The following is an 8,118-nucleotide window of genomic DNA, read 5'->3' on the forward strand; positions in this document are numbered from 1 at the left end:
AAACATCAGTTTTAGTCGGGACGTGTAAGAGTTGTGTTTCCTCCTTCTTTCCAATCATCAATCGTCAGATGCCAGCCGGTATCATCTCCTGTCTTGGAAAAGCGTAGCCGGTAGTAGTAGCCGCCCTTTAGCTCTGTAAGTAGCGGATTGCGGGCTATGTGTTTGAGGGTATGTTGTACTCCGTTTGTCTTGAACGTGAAATCGCATGACGATTCTTTCCCTTCCCAATCTTTCCCTATCAGGTCGCTCGCGCTTTGAGGCGTAAGAATAACCCTGTAGACCGTGTACTTAACCTTATCCTCGATTACGGGGTCTATTTTTCCGGGATATATATCTTTGTTATATCGTGCGTTTGACTTTAACTGGTCTGAGGAGTATTGCTCATAAGGTGCCTCGCCATCAAATTTGCCTGTAAGCATGTTGAAGTACCTGATTCTTACCATAGAGTGATTATTGTTAGCGCTTGTCGGCTTGAAGATGACCGAACCTTCATCCGGAGTTTCCGAGAACAGGAAGTCCATAGTCACCATCTGTTTCTGTAGGGTGACGGGTATTTCTGATTTGGCGTTTTCTGCGTTTAGTGGTTGCTCATTTGGCATTTCGGTAACTGCGCCATACATGAAGTCGGAGTTTTCAAGTCTTTCTTGTCCTGTCCCCTTGGAAAAATCATCGAGAGGGATTACCGGATATTGGGTCCAGGGAGCAAGCTTGGTTGTTAAATCTGCCTCACTATTATTGCCGACATAGAAAGCAAGCGTGTTTTCAACCGCGAGTCCCGTCCATTGGTAAAGGGTATAACCGTAATCATCGGATTTCCCATTGGCTTTTGCTACTGCAGTGGTGAGGACTTCGGCGTCGACGTAGGGGTAGTAGAAGAAGAAGGCGTAGTCGGCGGTCTCGTTGAGTAGCTTGATGTAGTAGAGGGCATGGGGGTCGGGCTCCGCGTCGGGTTGCTGTTCGGCGAGCTCTTCGGCGGTGAAGTGGCGTATAAGGGTGTTTTCGATGGTGGCTTCGTCGGGCTTTACGGCGTGGTAGACGAGAGAGTTGTCGGCGTCATATAGCTTGTGGAGCAGCAGCCCGTCGGGGTGCCAGGTCCAGCAAGAGTTTGCCTGATAGGCATATCCGCCATCAGCTTCGGCATCCTTGAACGCGATGACACACCCTATCATAGTGCCCTCGGTAAACGAAGTGTTAAGCCCGTCGTAGACGAGCGAGCGCGATGCCGGCTCTACGGTAGCCGATGACAGGGTGAAGGAGAGCGGACGCGCTGCCCTGTCGGGCGAGGGCGCGACTGCGGGCACGGGCGTGTCGGTGCAGCCCGTCATTATGGCGAGTATGAGAATCAGAATTATATGTCGTAATTCAAATTTCATCATCATTTTTCCGGTCGGTAGTGGTGGGTTATTGTATGACAGTTTCTTGTCGCACGATGCGCCATGAGTTGATATAAAGTCCGAGGCTTATGTTCCATCGGTTGTTGTCGTCGAGGATGAGCATCATCGAGTAGTCGTCCTGGCAGTCGAGAAACTCCTGGTCGGTCATGTGACGGTTGGCTGAGCCTTTGATCATCAGCAGATAGGAGATGAGGTCGAGGCGCGCCACGGAGTGCTCGTTGCCCGGCTCGGTGCAGTGGACCTCGATGACGGGGCGGCTTGTGGTCACGAGCCTTGAGGTAGTCATCTCGGCTATTACCGAGCTGATGCTTGTGACGGTCCTTGACTGGCGGGCGGGGGCTTTGCTGCCGGCTACGTGGTCGGGGTCGGGCATCTCTGTGGCTACCGAGGTGACAGCCCAGGGGCGGTAGGTCACGACGTCGGCCGACGCGGGGGTGTTGGTGTGGTCAAGGGCGGTGTTGGTGTCGGTGATCGAGAAGGTGAACCACTCGGGGTTGACCGGGTCGCCGTCGGCATGCTGGAGGATCACGCGGATGAAATTGGTGTCCTTAGTCAGGTCGATCGTGTAGTCGTGGGTGCCGTAGAGGGCGGGCATCTCGGCGTCGGCGAGAGAGCCGTGGTAGAGACGGTGCAGGTCCTTGTCAGAGACTACCTTACCGGCAGCTTCACCGGGGGTGGTCGAGAGGGTGCAGAGCAGGTCGGTCTTTGCCACGGGGGTGTCGCCGCCGGCGAGGGTCCATCGGGCGGCGTCGGGCTCGCGCGATGTGCCGCCACACCATGCCACGATGTCGTAGCGTCCCGGCTCGAGGTCGAGATTGACGTAATTGTCGGCGGCGTGGAGCTCTTCGGCTGTCCTGGTGACCGCCGTGGCGAGGTTGCCGTCGGGATCAAAGGCATAGAGGGCCACGTGGGTCACCTCTACGGGAAAGGCGTCGGCGCCTTTCATGTTTTTGGTGTATGTGAGCTTGACGCGGTATGTAACCGAGCAGTCGCCCTCTTCATCGTAGATGGCGCTGTCACATGCCGTGAATGCCGCGACAGCCGCGAGGCTGATCAGAGTCTTTTTTATTAGGTCGGTCAAGGTCATTTCGGGTTATGGTTTATAAAGTTGTCAGTCAGTTTTTTTTATGTCGTGGACCCGGGTTTAGGGGGTCTCGTGATAGTCAGTGTTAAAAAGGTTGAGGTGAGAGATGCGTTGTGAGGAGTGTCGGCGGCTCGTGGACGAGCCGTAGTGGTGGGGCGGTCGGCCCCGGGGTAAATGTTGGTGACAGGAAGCCGCCGGGGAGGGCGGGAGACGTGCTCCCGCCCGCGCCTCGCAGCTATATAATAGGTTGATTACTTATTCTCGTTACTCGCCAAGAATTACACTCTGGGGAACCAAACGCCATGTCAGCACTCGCATTTCTGCCTTGACTGCAATCTTGTCGCTCGGGTCGGTCGGAGGAACGATAGGCTCGTCAGGGTCATGCACTCCTGTACCGAGTGTGGCAAATGAAAGGGGAGCCCAATCGGTTACTGTAATATTATAATGATGGTTACGTACGATGCCATAAGAACCGGCTGAGACAGTTTCAGCGTTTACCGGAGTTTTACCAAGGTGCTGGATAGGAATGTTGAAGTAAGCGTATCCGTTTTTGTACTCATAGCTAAGACCGCAAATTTCATATATTTTCTGGTTTACAGCCTCAAAATTTGCCTCAGTGATTTCAACGGCGTCGGTATTTTCATCGGCTTTATACAATATACCGGCAGCGTTGGCATCAGCCACACTTGACAATTCAACTGTCACACGGTTTTCTTGTACGCCTTTGCTTTCGTCGCCCGACACTGGTTTATCCGGATGAACTATGTTGAAGAGTTGATCAGAATAATTCTCGCTATTAAGCGCATTATTGTCCTTATCGATAAGATAACCTCCGGCGATATTTGCCATCTCTTTTTTGAAATCTTCTTCAAGGTAAATTCTGTCGTTTCTTACAAAGAAGGTCTGCTGTGCTCCTTCTACTTCATAGTGACCTACAACCACGGCAGCTACGAGCGCAGAGTTGCGATAATCGCAGCTTTTCTGATAGAATGCACTGTTTACTGTATTCTCAAGTGTATATACAGTGGCTCCGGGGAGGTTGTGGTTTTCACCTGAGAGAATTGAATTGAAAGACACATAATTGAATTTAGAGTTATCTGTTACCTGATCAGACACATAAGGGAAGTCTACACCTGTATTGTTGTCGGGCTTTGCGTAATCAGGAGAAAATGCCCAATAGCTGCGGTGACGTGTCGGATCATTCCAATAGAAAGAGCTTAGCAGATTGTTTAATGAAGGGTAGCTTTGGGCAATATCCATATTATAAATTTTAGACAAGTACATCTGCTTTGCAGTGGCATTAAGACCCCATCCTTCAACAACGAATTTAAGGTTCTTACTATCAAGCTTGCCTTCACGGTCAGCTATTGAGTTGTCGTTTGCTGCACCTGAAAGAGTTACTTTTCCTGCCATTCGCTCAAGCCATACCTTTATTACATTATCGCCGGTTGCTGTCGCTGCCTCTTCTTTAGATGAGAAAATCTGGTCGGCTGATACAGGCACCTGACGGTGTATATTACCCTCTGTATCAAAATATACAGAATTATTCATCGTGAAGAAACCTTTGTTGTCATTGTCCCTATATGCTTTTCTTATCTGTAACTTCACGGCATCAATATCCTGTTTGATATTTGCTGTGCTGATAGGATTGGCAAATGCCATCATGTATTTTGGCTCGATGCCGCCAAGAGACACTTCAGCTACGCTTGTTCCGTATCTTTCAACGTTTTGTTCAGGTACATCCGGATTGCCGTCTTTCATGGTTATGTCATCTTTGGAAAGAAGAACATCGCCAATGTATTTACGATTAACGTCATAGAATACAAGAAGCACAGAGTTGATTGTGTTTTCGTCAACAGGAGTTTTTGTTCCGTCTTCAAAATCTGTTCCATCAGGCTCTTCAGCACGGCTGCCGGGTGAGGTGGTCATGACAGATACCTTTACGTAGGCTTTTGCTCCATCGTTGACCGGGTTTACCGGTTCATTTGTCTTGTCGTCGGAGCAGGCGGCGAATGCCAGCAGTGAAAGTGCTCCTAAGAATAGCTTACTTTTTTTCATAAGTATGTGTATTGATTAGTTAGTTGAAAAAAATCAGGTGAATTATTAGTTAGGGTTATTGGTTGATAGTCAGGTTAAAGTGTAAGTTGTTGCGTTGGTATATTATTTATGATCGGGTGATCGTCTTATAATCTCTTCGAGCTGCGCCTTTGCTTCGGCAGCCTTGACTATTCCTGCGGCGGCAGCGCTGTCAAGCAGCGGGAGCGCCGCGGCGTAGTCGCCACGCTTGGCGGCGAGGATGCCCCGGGCGTAGGATGCCTCGGGCGAGTCGCCGGCGCGTTCAAGGTAGCGTGCCGTGCGGTCGAGGTCGCCAGCTTGCAGGGTGGCGAGGGCGGCGTTAAGATTGGCTTCAGGCTCGGCGGGATAGAGGCGCACGGCGGTCTCAAACACTTCGTTGTATTCGGGCGAGCCGGGCTCGAGGGTCTGGGCGAGCAGATACATCTCGCGGAGCGACAGCTTGTAGGGCGCTGTGGCAAATACGCGTGCTATCTCGTCGGTAGAGGTGTAGGTGCGCACGGAGTAGCGCACAGTGTAGTCGGTGTGGCGCAGTCCGGGGTAGACTTCTTTCAGGAGGAAGGCATACTGCCTCGGGTAGCGGCTCTTCAGCTTCCACTCGCGGCCGTCGTCGTTGCCGTCAAAGGCGGGGTCGGTGCATATCGCTATCATGGCGTCGCGCTCGGGGAGGTCGCTTGAGCGGAGGTAGGCTATGAGTCCTGCCCAGTCCTCGGCTTCCCACTCGGTGCTGAGCAGGGAGGGGGAGAAGTCGTAAAGACCGCGAATGTAGTCGCGGAGGGCGTCGGTGCGTCCGCGGGCGAGGCGCTCATTGTTGGCGTAGGAGCCTTCAGGAGAGGCATATCCCTTGAGTGTCAGCCCGGTGATAGTGTAGTCGGGGTCGTTTTTGATAAGCTCGATGGTGTCGCGTATGGCAGCGAGCTCCACGGGGTTGCGCCTGTAGTCGGGGTATATCTCGGTCTTGTTGACGGGGAAGTCGATATAGGCGTGTCCCGCCGCCTCGCGTATCTTTGCCGCCTCGGCTACGGGGGCTATGTACTCATACTGCGGGGCAAACACGCGCGGGCGCAGGTCGAGGGTGGCGAGCAGCATGGAGCCGTCGGTGAGCGGGGAGCAGTTGCATCCCGAAAGGGAGTCGGTGACTATGAGGTCGGCGTCGAGCATCCAGTCGGCTACTGCCACTTCGGCGTGGTAGGGGATGGCGTCGGGCACATCGCCGGCGCGGTAGACGGCGAAGCCTGCGGGGGCGGGGATGGACTGTCGCGCATCGCGGATGGCGCGGTTGCGTCCGGTGACAATGACGCCGGGGAGCTCATGGCGCATGTCGCCGCTGACGAGGGCGGTGGTGACTGTGAGCTGCTGCTCGCTCTTGACCTTGATGTCGGCGAGGCGCAGCGTCATGTCGATGACGATTGATGACTCAGTGTGAGAGATGACCGGGTCGTAACCCCCCCTAACAGAGTCGGTTACGGTGGTCGTGGCGGCGTTGGCGCCGCTTACGGCGAGGAGTAGTGCTATGATGGATGATAGACGTTTCATGACTGCGGCGGTGTTTAGAAGACATAAATCAGGTTGACGGCGGCTTTGGTGGGGCCTATATAATTATTGTGTCGGCCGGAGTCGATTTTCTTGCCGCATCCGGCACACTCGTAGATGTCGTAGCGGGAGTAGACGTAACCGACGGCAATCTCCGCCTCGATGTTCCAGTGGCGGGAGAGCAGCCAGGAGTAGCCGTAGCCTATGCCGGCACCGCCATACCATCCCTGATGGCGGAGGTGGCGGAAGTCATTGAAGTTGGAGCCGAGGAAGCTCAGGAAGTCGAGGTTGACGTGGCCTACATTGTATTGTCCGCCAAGGAGGTGAAATGCAAAGAAGTGACCGCCCATCTCGCGGCATGTCCAGTAGCGGAGCTCGGGCTGCAGGAGCCAGTGTTTCCAGCGTTTGCCGTCGGAGAAGCTCCACGCGTTGAAATTGCCTGACAAGTCGATTGACCATTTGGGAGCCACGGCGACCTCCGCTCCGACATTGACAGTGGCGGTGAGGTCATACAGCAGGTTGGTCTTTATCGCGACATCCTGTGCCTGCGACTGTAGCGATATGACGATAAACAGTAGTGTCATCGCCATCGAGAGCCTGCTTTTCATTGTTTTTAGATCCATAGTCATTTTAAAAATCACTTTTCCTTTAAGTTTTAGTGTCGGGCGTGTTTCGTTCGGCACAATTAAACATCACAGCTTAAACAATAGCTGAAGTAGGGTTGATTAGGTTAATCCGTTTTAGTTAGTAAATGCAAAAATAGGTGAATTTTTGTAGGTAACAAAGAAAAGTTACAGATAAAAGAGTTAATTAACATACGTTAACGGGGGGGGGTAAATCCCCCTATATTTCAGATGATTAAGTGTAATTTTACACTTTTAATCGGGCTTCGCGGTGACGGCGGCAATGGATTTTGATAACATCCAAACGAATTAACCAATTAACATTTGTTGAAAATCCCGCCCCGGCATCGCCACGCGGATTTGTTGCGGCGGATTTGCGCGCGGTGGGTGTGTTGCGGCATGTACAGGGGGTGATGTGTTGGCATATACATGCAGTGGGTGTTGTGGCATGTACATGTATATGCAGTGTAGGGGCGAGTGGAAGCTCGCCCGCGTATCGTCCCCTGTGGTGGTATTGTTGTGTCGCCGGCGGGGGAAAATGGGTGCATTGCGTGTGTTTCGGGCGAGCTTCCACTCGCCCCTACAGCTACGCGATGGGGTTTGCATGCGGTGGATTTGCGCGCGGTGTTGTATTGGCATATACATATATATGCAGTGTAGGGGCGAGTGGAAGCTCGCCCGCGTATCGTCCCTGTGGTGGTATTGTTGTGTCGCCGGCGTGTGGAAATGGATGCATTGTGTGTGTTTCGGGCGAGCTTCCACTCGCCCCTACAGCTACGCGGTGGTGTTTGTGCGCGGCATTGTACATGCAGTAATATGATGTGTTGGCATGTACATGTATATGCAGTGTAGGGGCGAGTGGAAGCTCGCCCGCGTATCGTCCCGTGGTGGTATTGTTATGTCCCCGGCGTGGGAAAATGGATGGATTGCGTGTGTTTCGGGCGAGCTTCCACTCGCCCCTACAGCTACGCGATGGGGTTTGCATGCGGTGGGTTTGCATGCGGCATTTACGTGCAGTAATGTGATGTGTTGGCATATATATGCAGTGTAGGGGCGAGTGGAAGCTCGCCCGCGTATCGTCCCCGTGGTGGTATTGTTGTGTCGCCGGCGTGGGAAATGGATGCATTGCGTGTGTTTCGGGCGAGCTTCCACTCGCCCCTACAGCTACGCGATGGGATTTGCGTGCGATGGGTTTGCGCGCGGTGGATGTGTTGCGGCATTGTACATGCGGTAATGTGATGTATTGGCATGTACAAGCGATGATGTGATGTGTTGGCATATATATATGCAGTGTAGGGGCGAGTGGAAGCTCGCCCGCGTATCGTCCCCTGTGGTGGTATTGTTGTGTCGGCGGCGTGGGGAAATGGATGCATTGCGTGTGTTGCGGGCGAGCTTCCACTCGCCCCTACAG

5 protein-coding genes are annotated in these 8,118 nt (G+C 53.1%); all 5 read right to left on the bottom strand.

Going from position 1 to position 8,118, the window contains the following annotated elements; all coding sequences use genetic code 11:
* Window positions 1-11: 11 nt before the first annotated feature.
* Complete coding sequence (locus E4T81_RS11770) at window positions 12-1,376, bottom strand: hypothetical protein (RefSeq protein WP_209308189.1); 1,365 nt, start codon at window positions 1,374-1,376, stop codon at window positions 12-14.
* A 25-nt stretch (window positions 1,377-1,401) separates the two neighbouring features.
* Window positions 1,402-2,481 (bottom strand): FimB/Mfa2 family fimbrial subunit, encoded by a 1,080-nt coding sequence (locus E4T81_RS11775; protein WP_135044788.1) that lies wholly within the window; start codon window positions 2,479-2,481, stop codon window positions 1,402-1,404.
* A 261-nt stretch (window positions 2,482-2,742) separates the two neighbouring features.
* Window positions 2,743-4,536 carry an Mfa1 family fimbria major subunit gene (locus tag E4T81_RS11780; RefSeq protein ID WP_135044790.1) on the bottom strand — a complete coding sequence of 598 codons (1,794 nt, stop codon included), beginning with the start codon at window positions 4,534-4,536 and terminating at the stop codon, window positions 2,743-2,745.
* A 102-nt stretch (window positions 4,537-4,638) separates the two neighbouring features.
* Complete coding sequence (locus E4T81_RS11785; protein WP_135044792.1) at window positions 4,639-6,087, bottom strand: DUF3868 domain-containing protein; 1,449 nt, start codon at window positions 6,085-6,087, stop codon at window positions 4,639-4,641.
* 14 nt (window positions 6,088-6,101) lie between these two features.
* Window positions 6,102-6,692: a DUF3575 domain-containing protein gene (locus E4T81_RS11790; RefSeq protein WP_135044795.1), complete on the bottom strand. Its 591-nt coding sequence runs from the start codon at window positions 6,690-6,692 to the stop codon at window positions 6,102-6,104.
* Between the last annotated feature and the right edge of the window lie 1,426 nt (window positions 6,693-8,118).

Origin of the sequence: Barnesiella sp. WM24 (genome assembly GCF_004570975.1) — a bacterium.
In the GTDB taxonomy this organism is placed as follows: Bacteria; Bacteroidota; Bacteroidia; order Bacteroidales; family Muribaculaceae; genus Muribaculum.